Here is a 23,185-nt window from a genome sequence, read left to right on the forward strand (position 1 = left end):
AGCCCCGCACGGGGTTGGGCGCAAAAGGATTGTCTTATGGTGTAATGGTAGCACTGCAGTTTTTGGTTCTGCCTGTCCAGGTTCGAATCCTGGTAAGACAACACCGATCAAGGAGTCAAGCGACAACCGCTTGGCTCCTTGACTTTTTCATGCCATTCTATGGGCTGGCTGGATAAACATTTGGGAGCAATGGTGTATCATATGCCTCCCGGGTGCTTTTATTGCATCTAAACAGCTAATTATCGGAGCAATATTATTATGTTTTTCAGCATATTTTATTGCCGGTTTGAAAAAATGTGTAATTTTGCGTAGATTTCCACGCTGAGTTGTCGTAACATACGACAGGTAGTGGGAGGTCATTACATAAATGAAGCGTGTGCTGCGCTTTGTCTTGACGCATAGAAAATCTGGCAGTTTTCAAACTCCGTCAAAATGAAGCAACGGCAGATGCCACGGGTATGTATACTTACCTTTAGGTATTACATATCGGCGTGGAGTCTGCGTTGCTCGTTCTACGGAGTTGGGCTATGCCAGATGCCACTATGCGAGAGCGAGTAACGGTACGGCTCCCGCTTTTTTATTAATAACCGACATCTAAACAAATTCAACAATAAACTTACTTATCACAAATCATGAAGAAAATCAAGCTCCTCATTGTATGTATGCTCATTGAGCTACTGCAATTTACCGCTGTCGGCCAGTTCCAGGCGGCAGCTCAAACAGCCACAGGGGTCTATACTGTCAATGTAAACACACCCGGCACATTTGGACAGGTAATACTTAAAACGGTGGATAACTGGTCGGATGTAGTCGAGCTGACCGTTTCGGGATATTTGAACGAAACAGACATGGCATATTTCTCCCGAATGCAGAACATGACAAAACTGGATTTAAGCCAGGTTGACATCACTTGTGTTTCGGGTTGCGAGGGACTTGGTGCATTACAAAGCGTAGTTTTACCCGAATCAGTTACAAAAGTTGCAGATAACGCTTTTAAGAATTGTAGTTCCTTATCGGCAATAAATCTTAGCCACATCGCAGAAATCGGTTCGTCATCATTCTATAAATGCGTCAACCTGACAGGTGATTTAACACTTAACAATCTAATGACACTTGGAGCACAAGCATTTAGTAATTGTTCTGGTATAACAACAGTTGAAATGCCGGTAGTCACAGAAGTCGGCGATTATGCTTTCTCCATGAACAATTCCAATAGTTCGCTCACAGCGGTAAATCTCCCGAATGTAACATCCATTGGTGCAGGAGCATTTCAGTATTGCAGTAAACTCCAATCAATTTATATTCCTAACTGCACATACCTCGGTAATGACGACATAACAAACGCTTACAGAGGGGATTGTTTTCGTTATTGTTCAAACCTGACTTCTGTAACATTATCTGACGAGTTGGAATTTATTCCGTATGAAACATTTTGTTCTACCGGCCTTAAGACAATCAAGCTGCCTTCAGCATTAAAAGCCATCGGAAATAGTGCGTTTGAGGTCTCCAAGCTATCTTCAATTGATATTCCGGAAGGCGTAAAAACGATTGGAGAAGAAGCCTTTAGTGGTTGTCCACTTGAAAACATAGCCCTACCTTCCACATTGGAAAGCATCGCAAATGATGCCTTCTATTATCGTAAAGAGAACTACAACTCATCAACCGGCAACTATTCCTACACATATGTTTTGAAAGACGTTTATTGCAAAAGCGTAGCACCTATTGTCACTTCGGTTTTCAATAACGACATGGCAAAGGGAGCAACTCTCCATGTACCCGCTTTCAGCATCTCAGCGTACAAACTTGATGACAACTGGTACATGTTCAATAAAATAGAAGCATTGGAGGGGGATTTGACCGATATAACCATAAACAACACGTTTACAATCATCGATTACACAGGCCTTGCCAACAACGCAAACCTTACATTGACATCCTCACAGACTGCCGGCCACCTTACGATCAGTGGAGATGGAACGTTGTCTCTTGATAATTTCACCCAAAACCAAAACTTTGAATCCAAACGTGATGATTATTATGATGAGAATAACCATTATACGTACCGCTATAGCTATCCATACTGCACAACCCTGATTACAAATAATGAGGTTCGTGCCAATAATGTGACAACCAAAATCTTGTTGCCGACAAACCGTTGGTCATTCATCTCGCTGCCATACGATGTAAATGTGTCAAGCATAGTTGTTCCCGAAGGGACAATGTGGGTTGTCCGTAAATATAACGGTTCAAATCGCGCTTCAATGTCAGGTGAGACATGGGAAAACGCAACTTCAGGACAGACATTGAATGCCGGAGAAGGGTATATCTTCCATTGTATAAACGGGAACGGTAATTCGTGGGATACTGATTATGTTGAATTTGAATTCCCGGCAATCAACAACTCAAACAAGAACAATATATTCAGTTGCAATGATGTCTTAAGGACAATCAAGGAATATCCCGCAGAATTTTCGCACAATAGAGGCTGGAATCTGATAGGCAATCCATATCCTTCATATTTAAACAGTAGATATGTCGATTTCGCGGCCCCAATTACAGTATGGAATGGCAATGGTTACACGGCTTATTCATTGGCTGATGATGAATATGTGCTGCGGCCCAATGAAGCATTCTTTGTGCAGTGTCCGTTAAATACAAACCAAGTCAAGTTCCACAAAGATGGCAGGACGCACAATTACACGTCCTCACCAATACCTGATTATCTGCGTTCGAGGGCGCAGGCATCGAATAGCAGATCCATACTGAACTTCATAATTTCCAATGAAAAATATTCGGACAGAACGCGCCTTGTATTGAATGAATCGGCTTCATACGATTACGAAATCGAGAAAGATGCAAGCAAATTCATGAGCAGCAACGAGAATGTTCCACAGATATACATAATTGACAATGGTGTCCATTATGCCATTGATGAGCGACCGTTAGGTACAGGAGAATATTCTCTTGGAGTCTACATTGGCACAGAAGGCGATTATAAAATCGCGCTGAATGCCAATAATTCAGAGTATGATATTTTCCTCGTAGACAAAGAAGCCAATGAAACAACAAAACTGAATGAAAAGACTTATTCCTTTAAGTCCGCTTCTCAAACAGCCAATAATCGTTTTGCATTAAAAGTCATGCCACGAGGCGGACTCTCTTCAATTGGTGGTGTATCAGCAAATAATGCCGGTTTTACCGTCAACGGCAATAAATTATCAGTCGATAATAACACTCCGATTTCAATATACACTATTGACGGAAGGCTCATATACCATGGTATAGTGGATGATCCCATTGAACTATCTTCAGGAATCTATCTGCTTTCCATCAGCAACACAACTCATAAAATCGCAATCAAGTAGACACCTAATATGAAGCATCTTGCATTATTCATCGTGGCAATCCTGTATTGCGTGACAGGATTTGCCCAAGGTGGGTACGACCCTGAGAATCCCGGAGATCCCAATCCTTATCGGAGACTCACGGTCCTTGCCTCTCCGAAAGCCGGAGGATCTGTCGGGACGTACAATGATTCCCAAGTCGGTGTAGGACAAACGGTTTCTTGTTACGCCAATGAAAACAAATACTATGATTTTGTTCATTGGCTTAAGAATGGAGAAATAGTTTCTACCGAATCCAACTACTCATTTGTCATGCCGGATGAGAATGTGGAAATAGTAGCCGTGTTTGAACTGCACTATAATCCTGAAAGTCCCGACGACCCGCAGGAAGCCAGACCAAGCCACAGAATAACCCTGACCGCTTCCCCTGGCAAGGGAGGTCGCTTCAATAGTCCGGTATTTAAACTGTGTGAAGGAGATACAGCCCACATCTACGCGTATCCCAATGAGGGTTACAGATTTGAAGAATGGCTTTTGGATGGAGCATTGGTATCGACAAAAAATCCCCTACAGATTAAAATGACAGATAGGGATCTGCACTATACCGCCCGCTTCTCCTATAATCCGATTAATCCGACCGACCCCTCTGTCAACCTTTTCAATCCCGGCACGGGTGAAATGGTGGTAGACAGATTTGAGCAAGGTTACCTATCGAGCGCTATCTCTCGTCTTTTGAATGATGACTACGAGTATTCTTCCATTCAATCATTATTGGTGAGTGGAATGATGGATGGTTCGGACTTCGGTGTGATGTATAATTTGTCAAACTGTGCGGTTATTGATTTGAGCCGGACAAACGGCTATGCCGGAATCCCCTCGTATGCATTTGAATCAATGACAGCACTTACCGATCTTTTGCTCCCATCATGCATCAACTCGATTGGGCGTTACGCATTCCAAGACTGTAAAAATCTGTCTGTAATCACTTGCTACGCTGTCATACCACCATCTTTAGAATATGGTGTGTTTGATGGTGTTGACCGTTCTGTCGTGATTAAAGTCCCTTCCCAATCAGTGGATTTATATAAAAACGCACAAGGTTGGAAGGATTTCACCATTTTGCCTGCTGATGCCAACGTGTTCTCAATATCCGTGTCCCTTCCACAGGATGCCAAAGATGGCAGATACAAGAATATGGGCATAGAACTGCTGAACACATCGAATGGACAACGTTATAAGTATCTTATCACAGACAAAGCAGAATATGTCTTTGGCAATCTCTTGTCATCAACCAAATATTCAGTATCTGTAAAAAATACCAAGAACGAAATTTTAGGTGAGATTTCAGACTTGGAAATTATTGATAAAGATTTGACCGTTGCATTCCGGAATTTGCGACAGCCTCAGAATGTATCGGTTAAAGTAATGACTCCTGCGGGAAATGATGTGACATCGGAGACTACCATAAAATGGTTCAATGATGCCAACGAGCTTTTGCACCAAGGTTCAACGCTTGTGGGTGTGCTTGAAAATTCAGTTGTGTCTTATGACGTGATTTTGCCGCAGCACTTGCAGCAATTCTACATACAACCTTCATCACAAACGATTACGGTGTCAGGCCAAAATGCACTGGCTTGTACACTTGAGGAATTGGGCAAAAGCATCCTAAAAGGCAAGATATGTGACACTGACGATAATGTTATAAATACAGCCATTATTACCATCTCTAAAAAGATAAACGGGACATATTCCAATTCGGAGATCGCCCAATGCGACGACAATGGCAATTATGAACTCGAAGTGCCTGATGTACCGCTGAAAGTAACCGTTTCTGCAAATGGCCATATCAGCCAGACCAAGGAATTGGAAGCCGCATCTATAGGCCTCGGAGATATTCAATTGGAGAAAATTACCGGAATAACAATAATCCCATCGTATAGTATACAAAAAGTTGACACCGAGGGAGAGGAAACACAAAACTCAAATTGGCTTATTGATGATACCAATGTCGCTTATCGAGTTGAAAATCCTGATGGGAATGAAATACCCGGCTGTGTCTATCAATCGGGAGTTATTGTTTTGCCGGAATCCATCAATATGGGTGACCAATTAAACATCGTAGCGTACAGCAAAAGCAATCAGTTCAAAGATACCAGACAGTCCATAGTTGTCACTTCAAAAAATACTTACGTAACAATTCCGATTGTGAAATATGGGGGTGTTGATATAACCGCCAATTGCGATGCGACAACCTCAAATATCTGCCTGCTGTATAATGCAGATGGCAAGCAAGTCGGCAAGGCAGCGTTACGGAATAACAGCGCATCGTTTTTCAATCTGCCGGATGGGAAATATTCAATCGTTTCCATGCGTAAATCCGAGTTGCTTGGTTCGGTAACGAACCTATCGTCACTCCGGCAAACACAATTAGAGCAAGGCAGCGATTATCTGCTCAGCAACGTTGATGTGACAAGCGGAAAAATTTCAAATGTCGTTATTGGCAACATACCCGATTTGGACGAAGCCAAAATGTATTATACGAATAATCGGGAGACATATTTTATGTCTAACAAAACACAACTGACAATCGGCAACTATGTTACATTAAAGACAAAAATAACTGTCAAGGATGAGTATGCCGATATGATTGATGCGGCTACTCTTGTCGTCGACATTCCGTCGAATTGTGAATTTGTTGATAATTCAATAATTTCCGGTTCCGGTTATCTTGGATATGAATATGCAGACAATCGACTGACTATCCCCATTCAGAATCTAAGCGATGCCGTTCGCTTCTGCGTAGTTCCTATTGAAGGCGGTACATGCAAACCTAACGCTTTTGTCAAACTGATTGTCGATAATCAGGAAGTTCTACAACCAATAGGTTCTGCATATTTTGAGGCACAGAACTTCAACCTTGCGGCTCCGAAAAAGACATCAAAAACGACAATTGCAGTTCGAGGAACCGCAACAGCTGATAGCGAAGTCAAAATATATGACAACGACAGATTGGTTGGTACTACTTACAGTATGCCAAACGGTGAATGGGCTATGAAGATTTCTTTGGTCAAACCGTATTCGTTTTCATTGCATCATATTCATGCGGAGATTACAAATTCCGAAGGTCGTCGCTTACTGACCGAGACCCGTACCGTAGATTACAACCAATCTTACGCCGACTTGTCAACAATAACGATGGCATATGGCAAGGAGCGTTTTGTGTTTGATCAAATCAACGGACGCACAAATGTCTCTAATTACATTTATTGGGTACATCCCGACGAACATGGTTACCAACCAACACCCAAATTTACATTTATTGCAGACTTCACGAATAACAATCTGGATGTTATAAGTAACGTTCTGTTCAAAGTCAAAATGCTTAATGGGTCTATCCGTTATCTTTCCGGCGAATACAACGAAATTTCCGGGAATTGGGTGGCAACATCATCTTTTTCAGAAACGCAAGCGCCTGTGAATGTTGCATGCGATTTTGATGTCGCAATTGACGAAAATGTATATTGCGAGGAAGCATTTAACGATCAAATTAGCGGCCTGATTAATGCGACAAATCATCTGTTAGAAGAATTTGAGAATAATGTCTCTTTAACGGCAAATATCGATGAGGATGATAGATTTGAAGGTTATTTGGTGTATGGTAATTATAGACTTCCGTATAGTGTCATGTCATTGGATTATGACGATGTATATGGCCGACTGATGAACGAGAAGCAATTCTATATGTATGAAATTGAGGGTGACAAGATATTCTACAATATTGAGTCAACCGATACGAAAATGATATATACTGTTGCCGATTCCAACGAAAAAATGGCATTAAGCATTATGGTCGGAGTGGATGACGTACAAAATAATGGGATGAAACGCGCTATTAATTGGGATTGGATTAGACCAATGAGAGAATCATTTAATAACGGTTCATTCTTACGCCATTTTTCCGGAGGTATGGGTATCCTATTAGACATTTTCAGTATGGCAGAGTATATCAACGTAAGAGGCGATTTCAATCTCATGATGGATAACGCCGTCAAATACGCCAATAAGTTTGAACAACTTAACGCCAATACTAAAGATTTAATCTTGGCGCAATGTAAGAACGGAGATTATCGATTAGGGCGGACCCAAATGCAATTGGCCGATATTGACAGACTTTACCTAAGAGATAGAACATCCGAATTTTCAGATAGGTATTACCAATATTTGACCGATTATAAGTGGGCGTTAGGATGGAATGTAGCCGGAAATATTGCGTCACTGGGAGTGGGGAAATTGATAGGCAAAGCCGACAAATTTATAAAGGGAAAGGGAGAGTGTGTGATAAGATGGTATAATAGACATATCAATAATACTGCTAATGCTGATGTGGTCGCAGAGACAATGACCAATTCGTTAGGGATTGCCTATAATGCTGTTCAAAACGGAGTTTCAGAAACTATTAATCCGGCTTTCTATGATTTTGATGGAGTCAGAGATAAGTTGTGGTTATGGTCTAATACTGAATTCCTATCAATATCAAATGAATATAGCGATTTAGATGAAAAGATAAAACGTGCATATCATAATTGTCCTGAAGATGAACAGGAAGATGATGACAATGATGACGATGGAGGCAACGACGATGATGATTTCCCAACTCCACCTATCATTCCATCGATAGACCCATCCGGCTATGTCTATGAGGCTGTACCTTCAAATCGTATTTCAGGAGTGACTGCAACAGCCTACTATAAGCAGCAAGATGAGGATATGTATGGCGACATCACCGAGACTGCGGTCGTGTGGGATGCTGCGCCATTCGGTCAAGAGAACCCACTTACCACTGATGCTCAAGGCATGTATGCATGGGATGTCCCTGCCGGCATGTGGCAGGTACGGTTTGAGAAGGATGGCTATGAGGCAGCTCAATCTGAGTGGTTGCCAGTTCCGCCACCTCAACTTGATGTGAACATTGCCATGACACAAGCAAAGCAGCCGGAAGTCAAAGCCGTTCATGCTTATTCTGATGGCGTGACTATTGAGTTTGATAAATTCATGCTGCCATCAACAATGACTTTAGGAAACATCATTGTCACACAAGATGGACGTATGATTGACGGCAACATTGTCGCTTCAGACATCGAGATGGATATTAACGGAAATTCGTTCTGTTCAAAAATCGAATACAAGCCGGCAACACCGTTTGCAGAAGGAATCGCGACCGTTTTTGTCAGCAAGGCAGTCAAGAGCTATGCCAACATAAATATGGGCGAGGATTTTATGCAGACATTCTCAATTGAGCCTCGCATTTCCGATATTGAGGTGATTAGGAACATAGATGTGTATAGCGGCTCCACAGTGACGGTGGATGCCTCAATCCTCCCAAGCACGGCAGCACAAGGCAAAACCGTCACTATCGAATCCCTGAATCCTCTTATTGCCACTGTTTCAATAGAGCAGGTTGAAATAGGTGGGAATGGAAACATATCTTTTGATATCTCAGGACTGATTATCGGAAGTACCGGAATCAAATTATCCATTGAAGATTATGACATTGATGTAACGATCGGAGTCAACGTAATGACTCCTCGCGAGGAGCCGCAAGTAGCGACACCCCGTGCGTCAATCGAATCAGGAGAAGTTATGGTCGGAACAGAAGTTTATTTGTCCTGCGAGACAGAAAACGCATCGATATATTATACAATCGATGGTTCATGCCCATGCGATGTCGACAGGATATTGTATACCGGTGCCCCCATTGTGATAACTACGGACGTAACACTAAAAGTCATCGCCGAAGCCGACGGAATGATTGAAAGCGAAATCGCCGAATACCAATATACAGTTAATCCCTCTGGAATTGGAGATATTCAAATTAACAACGACTTAAGCATATATCCTCTGCCATTGGGCGAATACCTGAATATTTCCAACGGAGATATCGCGATTGATTCCGTATCCATGTTTGACATAAATGGTAAGATGATATTGCATTCAGATAAATCTGAAAAACAAGTTTCTTTGAAGGTAGGATTTCTGACTCCCGGTGTTTACATCCTGAATGTTAAAACGAATGGCCAATCTATAGTGAAAAAAGTCGTCAAGCTATAGACCGATATTATAATCCTATTACACAGCGGCATAGGCTACAATCTTTTTGAGGTTGTAGCCTATGCCGTATAAAAACATTACAATTCTTTATTTGAGCAATAGAGTTGCCGTGGCTACGTAGGGGTCAGTCGCGGCGGCGGTAGATGAAGCGGGCGAGGCCGAAGATGTAGCGGCGGAAGCCGGGACGGTAGGCGAGCACGCGGTCGAACCATGGCGTGTGGGAGCAGACGAACTTAACGACCAGGCCGACATAGACCATGGCGAAAAGCGTGCCGGGGCCGATCACATTCCATGCCCAGCGCCCGAAAAAGAGGTAGCTGCTCGCCACGGCCAACACGACGAGGGTGGTGTCGACATAAATCTTTATCTGCGCGAACTGTCGGCCCGAAACACGGCTGATGGCCACCGGCAGCCCCTCGCCGGGCATCGTGACCGAGCCGCACCTCACTTCAAACGCTATACCTATACCCATCACCGTGCACCCGGCCAGCTGGGTGAGTATGCATGCCGCCAGAGTGTCACACGCCAGAGCCGACGTCAGCCGCATGTTGAGGTCGATGAGCCACCCGAAAACCCACCCTATCAGCAGCTGGAACAGCTGCACGGCCTCAAACCGGCGACGCAGTACGACTAACTGCAAGAACACGAATATGAAATTCATCACTATGGTGTAGCCGCCCACCGAAAGAGGTGGCATGATACCGTCGGCGCCCGCTATCGAGCATGACAGCGGCAACGACGAGATGACGCTGCTGCCGAGATCCGACTTTATGCACAACGCGACTCCCAGAGTCATAAGGAAAAGAGAGAACAACAGTAGAACATGTTGCCAGACGAACGCAACCACACGGTCTTTCGCCGGCATATTAAGCGATACTGACATAAGTAAGTCGTGAAATATTAGTTTATACCAATCTTGTCGTTGCTATGGCGATATTTCGCCTTACTCCGCAGTTACAGAGCTACGGCTATGCGCCTTGTCGTAAGCCGGAATCTCATCCATATCAACCTCCAATCTTGATATAAACCAATATCCACGACTTACTTATATATGATGGTTTATAATGTGCTCCACGGTGCATCCGCGCACCGGAAGGACGGTTCTTTTCCTATAAAAAAGCATCCCGCTCAGTCGAGCGGGATGCCTTGGGTGAGTAGTGAATCCGGGAATCGAACCCGGGTCTCCACCGTGAGAGGGTGGCGTGCTAGGCCACTACACTAAATCACCATTTGTTTTGTTTGTTGCTTTCAACACTGCAAAGGTACGCATTATTTCTCATCCTCCAAATTTTTTCTACTATTTTTTTCATGGCTACGCGATTTTTGTATCCCTTACAAGTTTAACACATGTTAATCATGATATTTCACTTGCATACATGATTGTTATTATTGTATATTTGCAAAGTCAAAAAAAACAAAACTACTTTTATCTTATCACACTTATGAAAAAACACATAATCGAGGCAACGCTGCCTGGGCCGCGCGACGAGCAGTGCTCGGCACAGAACCTGCGACAATCCTCGCCCGGCTCACCGTTGACGCCAGTAGGCCCTCCCGAACGCCTTTGTCCCGACACCGGCATGCCGCTCACGTCGTGGACGCATGCCGACGGCTCCGTCACCCACTTCTTCCAGACCGACTCGCTCGTGCTCCACACGATTCCCGCCTCCGGAGGCTCACCGACTACCGTCGGCCCGCTCCCGGGACGCGCCACAGCCGCCATCGCCATCCCCGGCGGCATCTGCATCCTCACACCCGGAGGCACTATAATCTGCCGACCCACCACCGACGGCGCATGGTCGCTCTCACCCGCCGCCGCCGACTATCCGGCAGTGGCCATAGCCCCCTCCTCCGCACGCACATACACAGCCTACACCCCGGCCATGACGCTCCGCGGCACATACCCCGCATGGAGCGGCCCGCTCGACAAGAGCGACATAGCCATGCTCGGCAACGCCCTCCTCGACACCCTCCGCCGGGCCGAAGCCGACACCATCGCCGACGGATGCTGCGCCGCACCAATAATAGCATGGTATCGTCTGCGCGACAGTGCCGGCAATGAAATCCACCGCTCCGTCCCCGTGCTCGTGACCACCGGAGGCCTCCAAGGCCCGGAGCATGTCGACACCAAAGTGAGCGTCGACTCAGGCGCCTTCCGCCATGTGGCCTCCGTCCCGGTAAGCGTCACCGGCTTCCGGATCAGCCTGCACGTCAACCGCGCCGACATCCTCGCGGCACACCGCCATGCCGCGTCGCTCGAACTGCTCATGACCCCTCCACTCGATCTCGTCGACTACACCGGCACACCCTACATCACCCGCCCGTCGCACACCGCCACCGAGGGTAGCCTGCGCATCGAAATGCCGCGCCTTCCACGCCACCGGACCATACTGCCCGCGCTGCTCGACCGCCTCGATGAACTGTCGGAGACGGTAGCCGTGGTGCCCGACCCGTTCGACCCCGACGGCCCGCTCGCCGCCGAGTCGCCACACCTTCCGGACATCTCCGCAGACCTGTCGCCCGAACAGGCACAGGCCATCATCCTGCGGGCACTGAAACGTGCGCCACAAGCCACATCCACACCCGGGATAATCCGCGAGACATCGCTTCCCCACTCCTTCACGGCGGCCCGCGCACTGCTCGCAGGCGACATCGTCGCGTTCGCCGACATCACCCCCGTCCATGCCCTCCCCGCCGCGCCCCACGTACTGTGGCTCACCGGCAACGGCTACGGCGCATGGCGCGCGAAGATGCGCGTCAGCCTCCTCGCCGCCGACGGATCCACCGAGCAGCTTTGCTCCGAATCGGCAGGCGAAGGGCCACTCCCCACAGCCCTGATGCCCCTGCTGGCCTACCCCCATCCCGGCGCATTCCGCATCGACATCGAGCTGACCACACCCGCCGGCACGGTAGAGCGCTCGTTCCCGCTAACCTCCACGCCCGCATCGCTCTGGGCATGCCACATCACCGACTCCCTCGCGCCGATCGACATATCGACATTCGCCCCGGTATCCTCGACGATGCGCCCCGCCACCCTACGCCAACCCGTGCGCCATCCTTCCACGATGGTCGTGGCCGACGCCACGTCGCCGTTCTCACCCTCCGGCTGCTGCAACGTAGGCTCAGGATCCGTCGCAGCCATCACCGAGGCCCCGCGCTCCACAGCCGGACTCGCTTTCGGACGACGCCACCTCTACGCGTTCACCTCCGAGGGCATCCATACCGTCAGCGTCAGCGCCTCCATGCGCCTCGCCGTATCGCTTGTCGCCCGCGAGGCAGTGACATCGCCCGAGGCAGTGGCCACCGGCCACGACGGCGTGTACGCGGCAACCGGCCATGGCGTCATACGCATGAACGGCATCAACGCCACAACCGTCCACCCCGGCCGCTTCGCCGCCATCGGCTACTCCCCGGCGTTCCGCGAGCTGTGGTGCCTCCCGGCCTCCGGAGCGGCGAAGCCCCGTCCGGTGATAATCACCCGCGACGGTGGCGTCTACACACGCACAGACATCCTCCCCCTGGCCTTCTCGCGCACGGCATCGACACTCCTCGTCGCCGACGCCGAAGGCATCGCCGACGCATCAGTAGAGAGTGACAGCCCTTTCGAGGAGATTGCCGTGGTCTGGAGCCGGCGCATATGCATGCCCGACGCTCCGGTGCCGCGCGTCCATTCCATGACGGCTCTCATGGCCGCCGACGACGCCGAAATATCCATCGACCTGCTCGGCGACAACGGCGTACCCAAGCCCCACCGGTTCGCCGGACTGTCGGTGGCCGGAGAAATCACCGCCCCGCTCTATCTCCCCGTCATAGCGCACCCCCACCGCTACGTCACCCTGCGCCTCTCCGGACGCGTGTCGGCCGACGCGTCGATAACCTCGTTCCGCATGCTCACCACCAAATCATTCTTCCTATGAATGCCTCCGACATCGACGACAACCCCGGCGGCATGACCGCCGTACTCGCCGAAAACGCACGGCGCACAGCCGCCGCGCGATGCCCCTACGACCCGGTCACCGGCGAAGGAAGCCCGCTTACACGACTTCCCGCCACAGACCCGGACGGCAACCTCTGCCGCATACCCGCCGCGATGGCCGACGACCCGGCGCTCCCGACCACCATCCGCGACCGCCACGCATGGTGTTCGCTGCGTTTCCGCCACGATTTCGAGTTCTGGGCCGCCACATGCGTCAGGATCAAGGACAAGCTCACCGGGCGCGACATACCCTTCACGCTCAACCGCCCGCAGCGCCGCGTGCTCGCCACACTGGAGCGGATGCGCCTGTCACAGCGTCCCGTGCGCCTCATCATGCTGAAAGCGCGCCAGTGGGGAGGCTCTACCCTCGTGCAGATGTACATGGCTTGGATCCAGTGCATTCACCACCGCAACTGGCACTCGCTCATCTGCGCCCACGTCAAGGACACCGCCGCCACCATACGCGGCATGTACACGAAGATGCTCGCCTCCTACCCCGACGAATACCGCGAGGAGGACACGGCGCTCGAATTCCGCCCATTCGAGCGCTCGACCAACACGCGCGTCATCACCGGGCGAGACTGCCGCGTCACCGTAGGCTCCTCCGAATGCCAGGAGGCGGTGCGCGGAGCCGACTTCGCCATGGCCCATCTCAGCGAGGTGGCATTCTGGAGAGCCACGCCGTCGCAGTCACCGGAAGGATTCATCCGCGCCATCTGCGGCGGTATCGCCCGGCAGCCCGACACGCTCATCGTGCTCGAAAGCACCGCCAACGGCGTTGGCAACTACTTCCACTCCGAGTGGCTGCGCTCCGAAGCGGGACTCTCCGACAAGGTGGCGGTATTCGTCCCCTGGTACGAGATCGACATCTACGCAGCCCCCGTGCCCGACCCGGCGGAGCTGTGGGCCACGCTCTCCGACTACGAGAAGCGGCTCTGGCGGCTCGGATGCACGCTTGAGCAGATACAGTGGTACCGCGAGAAGATGCGCGAATACTCCTCCCACCATCTGATGCAGGCCGAATTCCCCACCACCGCCGCCGAGGCCTTCGCCAACACAGGCTCGGGTGTGTTCTCCACCGAGGGTATCGAGGCCCTGCGCGAGGGGTGTTCCGACAGCTACCGCCTCGGCGAGCTTTCCACCGCCTCGCCGCTGCTGCCCGGCGCCATGCGGGTCGGCGGATTCATCGACGACCCATGCGGACACTTCAAGGTGTGGTCGCCACCCGGACCCGGTCCGGAGCGCTACGTGGTGGCGGTCGACATCGGCGGACGCACCGACCGCGCCGACTTCTCCGTGATAGCCGTCATCGACCGGGGCGCTCCCGACGGACGCCCTGCCATAGCCGCCCAGTGGCGCGGGCATATCGACCACGACCTGCTCACCGCCAAGGCCGCCGCCATAGCCGCATGGTACGGCAACGCACTTCTTGTGGTGGAAAGCAACTCGCTTGAAAGCTCCGACTGCCCGGATGCCGACAACTCCCTTACACTCCTGTCGGCCCTCAACCGCCACTACCCCAACCTCTACCGGCGCCGTTCGCCCGACTCGGCCACGCGCTCGCTGGAGCAGCGCGTCGGGTTCCACACCAACCGCCACACCAAGGCGATGGTGATAAGCCATCTGATAAGCCTCGTCCGCGACGGGGCATACGTGGAGCGCGACGCCGACGCCTGCAACGAGCTGGCCGTCTACGAGCGTGACCCGTCAGGGCGCTACGGCGCGCGTCAGGGCTGCCACGATGACATCGTGATGACGCGGGCCATAGGCCTGTGGGTGGCGGCGCAGATTCCCGAGCCTGTCGACCTGTCGGCCATCGGACGCCCACGTCCCCGGCGCATATACTGACAGCCATGAGCGTCGGCGATGCCAACATATCGCCATAAAGCACGCCTCGGTTTGAATATGCAATCATTTCACGCCCGCATACTGCAATTTGTCGTTATTGCGGTTTTTTTGGCACATTTCGCACGTATATGTGCCATAGGTTAAGTATATGTTAAAATATATTTACCATGCGATTATTTAATTATATTTGCTGTCGGAATTCCGGAAGCCATACAGGCTTCCCGTGAAAGGATAAAACATAATCAAAGATATGGCAAAAGTATTTGGAGCTGTGATTATCGACACCGACCGCTGCAAGGGGTGCGACCTCTGCGTGGTGGCATGTCCCGTCGACGTGCTCGCGCTTCAGGGCAAAGATGTAAACGACCGTGGATACCACTTCGCCTACACCGCGCGTCCCGAGGCGTGCATCGGATGCGCCAACTGCGCCACGGTGTGTCCCGACGGGTGCATCGAGGTATATCGCGCCATCGAGAAGTAGTGTCGTTTTCATGTCGAATCTTGACCTTACCCTTACACATTTATGAGCGAAGAAGTTAAATTGATGAAAGGCAACGAGGCACTCGCCCATGCCGCCATACGCTACGGTGCCGACGGATATTTCGGCTACCCGATAACCCCTCAGAGCGAGGTGCTCGAGACCCTCGAGGAGCTGATGCCGTGGGACACCACCGGAATGGTGGTGCTCCAGGCCGAGAGCGAGCTGGCCGCAATCAACATGGTCTACGGCGGCGCCGCCTGCGGAAATGCAGTGTTCACATCATCGTCGTCGCCGGGAGTGTCGCTCAAACAGGAGGGGATAAGCTACATCGCCGCCGGCGAACTGCCCGCGCTCATCATCAACGTGATGCGCGGCGGACCCGGACTGGGCACCATCCAGCCCTCGCAGGCCGACTATTTCCAGGCCACCAAGGGTGGAGGCCATGGCGACTACCGCCTGATAACCCTCGCTCCCGCCACCGTGCAGGAGATGGCCGACTTCGTGGCCCTCGGCTTCGACCTCGCCTTCAAATACCGCACTCCGGCCATAATCCTCGCCGACGGCATCGTGGGCCAGATGATGGAGAAAGTGGTGCTCCCCCCGCAGCGTCCGCGCCGCACACCCGAGCAGATCGCCGAGCAGTGCCCGTGGGCCATCACCGGAAAGCCCGCATCGCGCCAACGCAACATCATGACCACCCTCGAACTCATGCCCCAGGCCATGGAGGAGATAAACGTGCGCCTCCAGGAGAAATACCGGATAATCGAGGACAACGAAGTGAGATTCGCCACCTACGGGCTCGACGACTGCGACTATCTGATCGTGGCTTTCGGCTCAATAGCGCGCATCTCGCAGAAAGCCATCGAGATTGCCCGCGAGCAGGGCGTGAAGATCGGGCTGCTCCGCCCAATCACGCTCTGGCCCTTCCCGTCGGCTGAGATCGAACGCCTCGCCGCCCGCGTGAAAGGCATAATGGTGGTGGAGCTTAACGCCGGACAGATGATCGAGGACGTGCGCCTCGCCTGCCACGACTCTGTGCCCGTCTACCACTTCGGACGCCTCGGAGGTATCGTGCCCAACCCGCAGGAAGTGCTTGATTCATTCTTCAACCATTTTCCACAGAACTGACATTATGGAACTCAACGACATAATCAAGGAAGAGAACCGCGTCTACAAGCGTCCGGCGCTCCTCACCGACGAGACCATGCATTATTGCCCCGGCTGCAGCCACGGTGTCGTGCACAAGCTCGTGGCCGAAGTGGTGGAAGAACTCGGCCTTCAGGAAAAGACCATAGGCATAGCCCCCGTGGGCTGCGCCGTGTTCGCCTACCGATATATAGACATCGACTGGATAGAGGCGGCCCACGGACGTGCGCCCGCAGTGGCAACCGCCGTGAAGCGACTCAGCCCCGACAAGATGGTGTTCACCTACCAGGGCGACGGCGACCTCGCCGCCATAGGCACATGCGAGACAATACATGCCGCCAACCGTGGAGAGAACATCGTGATAATCTTCATCAACAACGGCATCTACGGCATGACGGGCGGACAGATGGCGCCGACCACGCTCGAAGGGATGGTGACATCGACCACACCCTACGGACGCCGCGTCGACCTCAACGGGCATCCGCTCAACATCACCCCCCTGCTTGCGCTCCTGCCGGGCACATGCTACGTGACACGCCAGGCCGTACACACCCCGGCAGCAACCCGCAAGGCAAAAGCGGCCCTGCGCAAGGCCTTCGCCGCCGCCATGGAGGGACGTGGCACATCGGTCATCGAAGTGGTGAGCACATGCAACTCCGGCTGGAAGATGTCGCCCGCGAAGTCCAACGAATGGATGGAGCAGAACATGTTCCCCGCCTATCCGCTTGGCGACCTGAAGAACGAACTGACCCCGAATGTCGAAAAATAATCCATTGCAAAAATGACAGAAGAAATCATCATATCGGGTTTCGGCGGACAAGGAGTGCTGTCGATGGGGAAGATTCTCGCCTACGCAGGGCTGATGAACGACCTCGAAGTGACATGGATGCCAGCCTACGGGCCGGAACAGCGAGGAGGCACCGCCAACGTGACGGTAATCCTGAGCGACAAGCCCATCAGCTCGCCGGTGCTCGACACTTACGACACTGCCGTGGTGCTCAACCAGCAGAGCCTCGACAAGTTCGAGCCTAAGGTGAAACCGGGCGGACTCCTCATCTACGACGCCTACGGCATACACCGCCGCCCCGTGCGCACCGACATAACCGTGCGCGAGATTCCCGCCATGGATGCCGCCGTGGAGATGGGCAACTCCAAGACCTACAACATGATCGTGCTTGGCGCAATCCTCGGCATGAAGCCCGTGGTCGACGTCGATGCCGTGCTCCGTGGCCTCAAAAAGACCCTTCCTGAGCGCCATCACAACCTGCTCCCCCTCAACGAGCAGGCCATACGCCGGGGCATCGCCCTTACCAAATAACAGCCAAGATAACGATTAAGGAGGATAAGGACATTAGGGAGATTAAGGAGATTAAGGACATTAAGGAGCTTAGCGCCCCCGATGCCCTTAATCTCCCTAATCCCGTTAATGTCCCTACTGTCCCTAATCTCCTTAATGACCTTATCCTCCCTAATCTCCTTAATATCCCTAATCTCCTTAATCTCCCTATCCGCCCTAATCTCCCTCCCCTAAATTTGCCCCATCAAAAACCATCCGGTATCATAGATTTGTTGTAACTTTGTAACCATATTTCACGATTCCGGATGATTGAGCGTATAATAATTATCGACAGCGTGGATCCCGTAAGCTTCTACGGGGTGAACAACTGCAACATGCACCTTATCAAGAACCTGTTCCCGAAACTGCGCATGGCCGCACGCGGACAGGTAATCAAAGTCATCGGCGAGGAGGAGGAGACCGCCGCCTTTGAAAAGCGCGTAAAGGAGCTGGAAGAATATTGCGCGCGCTACAACAGCCTGCCGGAGGACGTGATCCTCGACATCGTGAAAGGCAACTCCCCGAAGGAGGTGAAGCATGACGACGTGATAATCTACGGCATAAACGGCAAGCCCATAGCCGCACGCAACCCCAACCAGCAGAAGCTCGTCGACGCCTTCATCCACAACGACCTCACATTCGCACTCGGACCCGCCGGCACAGGCAAGACCTACATAGCCATCGCCCTGGCCGTGCGCGCGCTGAAAAACCGCGAGGTGCGCAAAATCATCCTCTCGCGTCCGGCTGTGGAGGCCGGCGAGAAGCTCGGATTCCTCCCCGGCGACATGAAGGACAAGATCGACCCATACCTGCAGCCGCTATACGACGCCCTGGAGGACATGGTTCCCGCCGTGAAGCTAAAGGAATACATGGACAACAACGTGATCCAGATAGCCCCGCTCGCTTTCATGCGCGGACGCACGCTCAACGACGCGGTGATCGTCCTCGACGAGGCACAGAACACCACTACCCACCAGATAAAGATGTTCCTCACCCGCCTGGGCATGAACGCCAAGATGATAATCACCGGCGACATCACACAGATCGACCTGCCGCGCTCCGTGCGCTCCGGACTCGTGCAGGCGCTCCACGTTCTGAAAGGAGTCGACGGGATAGGTATGGTGGAGTTCGGCAAGAAGGACATAGTGCGCCACCATCTTGTGCAGCGCATCGTCGAAGCATACCAGCAATACGACGACGAGATGAAAGCCGCCGCGACCGACCGCACGGCCTCGTCAGTCCCGTCGGACGGGTCAGACATGTCCGACCTGTCCGACTGACCCTACCCTCCCCGGAATCAATCACAACAATCACAATATACAGCAATGGCAAAGACACTTACATCGACCGATTTCAACTTTCCCGGCCAGAAGAGCGTGTACCACGGAAAGGTACGCGACGTCTACGACATCAACGACGACATCATGGTGATGGTGGCCACGGACCGCATCTCCGCATTCGACGTGATCCTCCCCAAAGGGATACCTTTCAAAGGACAGGTGCTCAACCAGATCGCAGCCAAGTTCCTCGACGCCACAGCCGACATCGTGCCCAACTGGAAGCTCGCCACTCCCGACCCGATGGTGACCGTCGGACTCAAGTGCGAGGGATTCCGCGTGGAGATGATTATCAGAGGTTACCTCACCGGAAGCGCATGGCGCGAATACCAGGCCGGATGCCGCGAGCTGTGCGGCGTGAAACTCCCCGACGGTATGAAAGAGAACGAGAAGTTCCCCGAGCCGATCATCACCCCCACCACCAAGGCCGAGGCCGGACATGACGAAAACATCTCCCGCGAGGAAATCATCGCGCAGGGCATCGTCGACAAGGCCGACTACGAGCAGATGGAGCGCTATACCCGCGAACTGTTCAAGCGCGGCTCTGAAATCGCAGCCAAGCATGGTCTGATACTGGTCGACACCAAGTATGAGTTCGGCAAGCGCGACGGCAAGGTCTACCTCATCGACGAGATCCACACCCCCGACTCGTCGCGCTACTTCTATGCCGACGGCTATGAGGAGCGCTTCGCCAATGGCGAGCCGCAGAAACAGCTCTCCAAGGAGTTCGTGCGCCAGTGGCTCATCGAACACGGGTTTATGGGCAAGGAGGGCCAGCAGGTGCCCGAGATGACCGACGCCTACTGCGACTCCGTGAGCGACCGCTACATCGAGCTTTACGAGCACATCACCGGCGAGAAGTTCAACCGCGACACCGACACCTCCGACCTTGCCGCGCGCATCGAAAAGTCGGTGGCCGCATGGCTCGAAGCCCGCAAATAAAACATCCCGTAAGATGGACGTAAAGGCCGAACGCGTCAATCCCTATCGCGGCGACACGCGCTGCAAGACCGAGCAGGTGCGCGACATGTTCGACTCCATAGCCCCCGCCTACGACTTCATGAACCGCATGATGACCCTGGGCATCGACAAGCTGTGGCGTCGCAAGGCCGTGCGCATGCTCTCGCGCATGCCCCACGCCGACATCCTCGACGTGGCCACCGGCACCGGCGACCTCGCCCTGCTGCTGGCACGCTCGTTGCGGCCCGACACGGTGACAGGCATCGACCTCAGCGACGGCATGCTCGAAGTGGCGCGCCGCAAGGCCGTCGAGGCGCAGCCGCAAGGCCACACGCGCCTCGATTTCCTGCGCGCCGACTGCCTGGACCTGCCGATGGCCGAGGGGAGCTTCGACATAGTGACAGCCGCCTACGGAGTGCGCAATTTCGAGCACCTGCTCGAAGGATACCGCGAGATGTACCGGGTGCTCCGACCGGGTGGCACACTCTGCGTGATAGAGCTTTCCACCCCCACATCGCCGCTTGTCAAGCCATTCTACAAGTTCTACACGCGCCATGTCATCCCGCTCGCCGGACGTCTGGTGAGCCGCGACGTCAGGGCCTACAGCTACCTGCCGGAGAGCATCGCGGCAGTGCCGCAGGGCGATGCCATGCTCTCGCTGATGCGCGAGGCGGGATTCACCTCTGCCTCTTTCCGGCCGCTCACCTTCGGCGTGTGCACCATCTACCTCGCCCGCAAATAACATTCCACTCAATCACATCACAAAATGGAACTTTCACAGCTCACAGCCATATCCCCGGTCGACGGACGCTACCGCTCGAAGTGCGAGAAGCTCGACCGCTATTTCTCAGAATTCGCTCTTATCCGCTACCGCGTGCGCGTCGAGGTGGAATACTTCATCGCCCTCTGCGAGATTCCGTTGCCCCAGCTCGCCGGAGTCGACCACGCCATCTTCCCGGCGCTGCGCGCCATCTACGAGGACTTCACCGTGGAGCAGGCGGCACGCATCAAGGAGATCGAGTCGGTCACCAACCACGATGTCAAGGCCGTAGAGTACTTCCTCAAGGAGCAGTTCGACGCGCTCGGACTAACCTCCGTGAAGGAATTCATCCACTTCGGACTCACTTCGCAGGACATCAACAACACCTCCGTGCCCATGTCGATAAAGGAGGCTATAGCCGAGGCCTACCGTCCTATGCTCGTGGAGCTTATCGAACACCTTGAGGCGCGCGCAGACGAGTGGGCCGACCTCCCCATGCTCGCCAAGACCCACGGACAGCCCGCGTCGCCCACACGCCTCGGCAAGGAGATCCGCGTGTTCAGCTACCGCCTGCGCAAGCAGCTCGAAATACTCGACGCCACCACCGTCAGCGGCAAGTTCGGCGGAGCCACCGGCAACTTCAACGCCCACCTCACCGCATATCCCGGTATCGACTGGCGCAAGTTTGCCGCAACCTTCCTCAGCGAGCGCCTCGGCATAGAGCGCGAGGAGTACACCACGCAGATCTCCAACTACGACAACCTCGCCGCCATCTTCGACGCCATGCGCCGCATCAACACCATCATCCTCGACCTCGACCGCGACATGTGGATGTATATATCCATGGAGTACTTCAAGCAGAAGATCAAGGCAGGCGAGGTAGGCTCCTCGGCGATGCCCCACAAGGTCAATCCCATCGACTTCGAGAACTCGGAGGGCAACCTCGGCATAGCCGACGCCATACTCGCGCATCTCGCCGCCAAGCTCCCCGTAAGCCGCCTCCAGCGCGACCTCACAGACTCGACCGTGCTGCGCAACGTGGGCGTGCCCATGGCCCATATGATGATCGCCATCGCATCGACCCTGAAGGGCCTCGGCAAGCTCCTGCTCAACAAGGAGGCCATCGACCGCGACCTCGACGGCATGTGGAACGTGGTGGCCGAAGGCATACAGACCATCCTGCGCCGCGAAGGCTACCCAAAGCCCTACGAGACCCTGAAGGAGCTGACACGCGTCAACACCACCGTCACCGCCGAGAGCATCGCCGCCTTCATCGACACCCTCGCCGTCTCCCCCGAGGTAAAGGCCGAGCTGCACCGCCTCTCCCCCCACACCTACACCGGCTATTGATTCTGAAAATTAGGCGTGAAAAAGTTTGTGGGAGCGGAGATTAATGCGTAACTTTGCCGCGCCATTACGAATCGGAGCTCATTATCTGTGGGCGCTCCGGCGCTTGACGGCGTAACTAATAATGTACACAACAAAACAGACATCACGATGAAAGCAGACATCCATCCTTCCAACTACCGCGAAGTAGTGTTCAAAGATATGTCTAACGACGAGATCTTTATCACTCGCTCGACCGTGGCCTCCAAGGAGACCATCGAGGTAGACGGCGTAACCTATCCTCTGGTAAAGCTTGAAATCACAAGCTCATCCCACCCCTTCTTCACCGGCAAGCAGAAGCTCGTCGACACCGCAGGCCGCGTCGACAAGTTCATGAGCCGCTACGGCAACCGCAAGAAGAAGTAATTGCGGAAGTCTACTGACATCCAACCATATAGCCGGGGCTGATATCGCACGATATCAGCCCCGGCTATTTTAATACAATTGCCATATATTACTGTCCGCTAAACTTTAGAGGGCGATTGAAAAATAGGACCGATTCC

At 52.8% G+C, this 23,185-nt stretch carries 14 protein-coding genes and 1 tRNA gene; 13 read left to right on the forward strand and 2 right to left on the reverse strand.

Features of this window, described 5'->3' with window-relative positions; genetic code table 11:
- The first annotated feature begins 632 nt into the window (after window positions 1–632).
- Window positions 633–3,365 (forward strand): leucine-rich repeat domain-containing protein, encoded by a 2,733-nt coding sequence (locus tag QZ303_RS06360; protein ID WP_295730729.1) that lies wholly within the window; start codon window positions 633–635, stop codon window positions 3,363–3,365.
- Between the two features lie 9 nt (window positions 3,366–3,374).
- Entirely contained in the window at window positions 3,375–9,452 is a 6,078-nt protein-coding gene (locus QZ303_RS06365; RefSeq protein ID WP_295730731.1) for a chitobiase/beta-hexosaminidase C-terminal domain-containing protein, read from the forward strand.
- Between the two features lie 124 nt (window positions 9,453–9,576).
- On the opposite strand, the gene QZ303_RS06370 is transcribed toward QZ303_RS06365, so the two are convergent.
- Window positions 9,577–10,335 (reverse strand): DUF6198 family protein, encoded by a 759-nt coding sequence (locus QZ303_RS06370; RefSeq protein WP_295730733.1) that lies wholly within the window; start codon window positions 10,333–10,335, stop codon window positions 9,577–9,579.
- Between the two features lie 272 nt (window positions 10,336–10,607).
- Window positions 10,608–10,680 (reverse strand) — tRNA-Glu (locus tag QZ303_RS06375).
- 214 nt (window positions 10,681–10,894) lie between these two features.
- Between QZ303_RS06375 and QZ303_RS06380 the strand changes: the two genes are divergently transcribed.
- The 11 genes from QZ303_RS06380 (at window position 10,895) to QZ303_RS06430 (ending at window position 23,048) form a co-directional block, all read left to right on the forward strand.
- The gene (locus QZ303_RS06380; RefSeq protein WP_295730735.1) at window positions 10,895–13,369 is read left to right on the forward strand and encodes a hypothetical protein; all 2,475 of its coding nucleotides are present in this window, start codon (window positions 10,895–10,897) and stop codon (window positions 13,367–13,369) included.
- The gene (locus tag QZ303_RS06385) at window positions 13,366–15,276 is read left to right on the forward strand and encodes a hypothetical protein (RefSeq protein WP_295730737.1); all 1,911 of its coding nucleotides are present in this window, start codon (window positions 13,366–13,368) and stop codon (window positions 15,274–15,276) included. The genes QZ303_RS06380 and QZ303_RS06385 overlap by 4 nt, the downstream gene beginning before the upstream one ends.
- 250 nt (window positions 15,277–15,526) lie before the next feature.
- The gene (locus QZ303_RS06390; RefSeq protein WP_295730740.1) at window positions 15,527–15,757 is read left to right on the forward strand and encodes a ferredoxin family protein; all 231 of its coding nucleotides are present in this window, start codon (window positions 15,527–15,529) and stop codon (window positions 15,755–15,757) included.
- A gap of 42 nt (window positions 15,758–15,799) precedes the next feature.
- Entirely contained in the window at window positions 15,800–16,885 is a 1,086-nt protein-coding gene (locus QZ303_RS06395; RefSeq protein ID WP_295730743.1) for a 3-methyl-2-oxobutanoate dehydrogenase subunit VorB, read from the forward strand.
- A gap of 4 nt (window positions 16,886–16,889) precedes the next feature.
- Entirely contained in the window at window positions 16,890–17,672 is a 783-nt protein-coding gene (locus QZ303_RS06400; protein ID WP_295730746.1) for a thiamine pyrophosphate-dependent enzyme, read from the forward strand.
- A gap of 12 nt (window positions 17,673–17,684) precedes the next feature.
- Window positions 17,685–18,221 carry a 2-oxoacid:acceptor oxidoreductase family protein gene (locus QZ303_RS06405; RefSeq protein ID WP_295730749.1) on the forward strand — a complete coding sequence of 179 codons (537 nt, stop codon included), beginning with the start codon at window positions 17,685–17,687 and terminating at the stop codon, window positions 18,219–18,221.
- 284 nt (window positions 18,222–18,505) lie between these two features.
- On the forward strand, window positions 18,506–19,519 hold the full coding sequence (locus QZ303_RS06410; RefSeq protein WP_295730751.1) for a PhoH family protein: 1,014 nt from the start codon (window positions 18,506–18,508) through the stop codon (window positions 19,517–19,519).
- Window positions 19,520–19,564: 45 nt separating this feature from the next.
- Window positions 19,565–20,518 carry a phosphoribosylaminoimidazolesuccinocarboxamide synthase gene (locus tag QZ303_RS06415; protein ID WP_295730754.1) on the forward strand — a complete coding sequence of 318 codons (954 nt, stop codon included), beginning with the start codon at window positions 19,565–19,567 and terminating at the stop codon, window positions 20,516–20,518.
- 13 nt (window positions 20,519–20,531) lie between these two features.
- On the forward strand, window positions 20,532–21,278 hold the full coding sequence (ubiE, locus tag QZ303_RS06420; protein ID WP_295730757.1) for a bifunctional demethylmenaquinone methyltransferase/2-methoxy-6-polyprenyl-1,4-benzoquinol methylase UbiE: 747 nt from the start codon (window positions 20,532–20,534) through the stop codon (window positions 21,276–21,278).
- Window positions 21,279–21,302: 24 nt separating this feature from the next.
- Window positions 21,303–22,646 carry an adenylosuccinate lyase gene (purB, locus tag QZ303_RS06425; protein WP_295730759.1) on the forward strand — a complete coding sequence of 448 codons (1,344 nt, stop codon included), beginning with the start codon at window positions 21,303–21,305 and terminating at the stop codon, window positions 22,644–22,646.
- 147 nt (window positions 22,647–22,793) lie between these two features.
- Window positions 22,794–23,048, forward strand: a complete 255-nt coding sequence (locus QZ303_RS06430; protein ID WP_068960063.1) for a type B 50S ribosomal protein L31 — start codon at window positions 22,794–22,796, stop codon at window positions 23,046–23,048.
- The last annotated feature ends 137 nt before the right edge of the window (window positions 23,049–23,185 follow it).

The organism is uncultured Muribaculum sp., assembly GCF_910583865.1.
In the GTDB taxonomy this organism is placed as follows: domain Bacteria; phylum Bacteroidota; class Bacteroidia; order Bacteroidales; family Muribaculaceae; genus Muribaculum.

Bases quoted from the DNA above. Each gene is read 5' to 3' on its own strand.
- QZ303_RS06370 (WP_295730733.1), bottom strand. From the start codon at position 10,335: ATGTCAGTATCGCTTAATATGCCGGCGAAAGACCGTGTGGTTGCGTTC.
- QZ303_RS06415 (WP_295730754.1), top strand. From the start codon at position 19,565: ATGGCAAAGACACTTACATCGACCGATTTCAACTTTCCCGGCCAGAAG.
- QZ303_RS06395 (WP_295730743.1), top strand. From the start codon at position 15,800: ATGAGCGAAGAAGTTAAATTGATGAAAGGCAACGAGGCACTCGCCCAT.
- QZ303_RS06380 (WP_295730735.1), top strand. From the start codon at position 10,895: ATGAAAAAACACATAATCGAGGCAACGCTGCCTGGGCCGCGCGACGAG.
- ubiE (WP_295730757.1), top strand. From the start codon at position 20,532: ATGGACGTAAAGGCCGAACGCGTCAATCCCTATCGCGGCGACACGCGC.
- QZ303_RS06430 (WP_068960063.1), top strand. From the start codon at position 22,794: ATGAAAGCAGACATCCATCCTTCCAACTACCGCGAAGTAGTGTTCAAA.
- QZ303_RS06360 (WP_295730729.1), top strand. From the start codon at position 633: ATGAAGAAAATCAAGCTCCTCATTGTATGTATGCTCATTGAGCTACTG.
- purB (WP_295730759.1), top strand. From the start codon at position 21,303: ATGGAACTTTCACAGCTCACAGCCATATCCCCGGTCGACGGACGCTAC.
- QZ303_RS06385 (WP_295730737.1), top strand. From the start codon at position 13,366: ATGAATGCCTCCGACATCGACGACAACCCCGGCGGCATGACCGCCGTA.
- QZ303_RS06405 (WP_295730749.1), top strand. From the start codon at position 17,685: ATGACAGAAGAAATCATCATATCGGGTTTCGGCGGACAAGGAGTGCTG.
- QZ303_RS06365 (WP_295730731.1), top strand. From the start codon at position 3,375: ATGAAGCATCTTGCATTATTCATCGTGGCAATCCTGTATTGCGTGACA.
- QZ303_RS06390 (WP_295730740.1), top strand. From the start codon at position 15,527: ATGGCAAAAGTATTTGGAGCTGTGATTATCGACACCGACCGCTGCAAG.
- QZ303_RS06400 (WP_295730746.1), top strand. From the start codon at position 16,890: ATGGAACTCAACGACATAATCAAGGAAGAGAACCGCGTCTACAAGCGT.
- QZ303_RS06410 (WP_295730751.1), top strand. From the start codon at position 18,506: ATGATTGAGCGTATAATAATTATCGACAGCGTGGATCCCGTAAGCTTC.